2 pseudogenes are annotated in these 635 nt (G+C 42.2%); both read right to left on the bottom strand.

Annotated features, from left to right (window positions below):
* A pseudogene (locus HMPREF1551_RS09030) lies at positions 1–314 on the bottom strand (DKNYY family protein); the annotation flags it as partial.
* Positions 315–336: 22 nt separating this feature from the next.
* Positions 337–635: pseudogene (locus tag HMPREF1551_RS09025) on the bottom strand (DKNYY family protein); the annotation flags it as partial.

Raw genomic sequence — 635 nt, 5'->3', positions numbered from 1 at the left:
TGGTAATAGATCCCATTTTTGTCTTTGGCTAATCTCGATACATCAAGGCGCGCGAAACTCGCCATATCAGGTTTTATGATCTTGCGGGCATTTTTTTCTTGGTAGATGACATAATCCTGATTGATGATATAGCCTTTCACATAGGGGCGCTTATATTCCCAAAAGGAACTCCATAGGGAATCCGTGCGATGGATATCGGATACAGTTATAGTATCTCGTACCACTACCTCCTTTTCGGCTGTAGTAGGGAGTTGCTCTACTGGCTTTTGCTTGCAAGCAACGAGTAACAAAGTACAAAGTAATAGACGATTCATGATAGTTTTGAGTTTTGAGTTGCTATTGTCGGTTTAATAATTTACTGACTTGCTCATTGGTTAATGGACTCATTACCCCTTCGCGACCTAATTCGGCCAGCCAATAGCCCTCAGCATTCTTAAAGAGATAGAGATTAGTACCTGGAGCGGAATCCACACGACAACCTCCTGGACGGCCCACAATGATAGCCAGAAGTTCTACGTCCTTGTTTTGGAACAATCTTGTAGTACCATCATACCAATAATTTTTATCGGCTAAGAAACCTCTGGAAACTGCCTTTAGAGAGGCATTGTCATAGCCTTTTACTACTACATATCGGC

Source organism: Capnocytophaga sp. oral taxon 863 str. F0517 (assembly GCF_000466425.1).
Lineage (GTDB): Bacteria > Bacteroidota > Bacteroidia > Flavobacteriales > Flavobacteriaceae > Capnocytophaga.
Note: the sequence above shows the minus strand (reverse complement) of the source record. Positions and strands in the feature narration are given on the sequence as shown.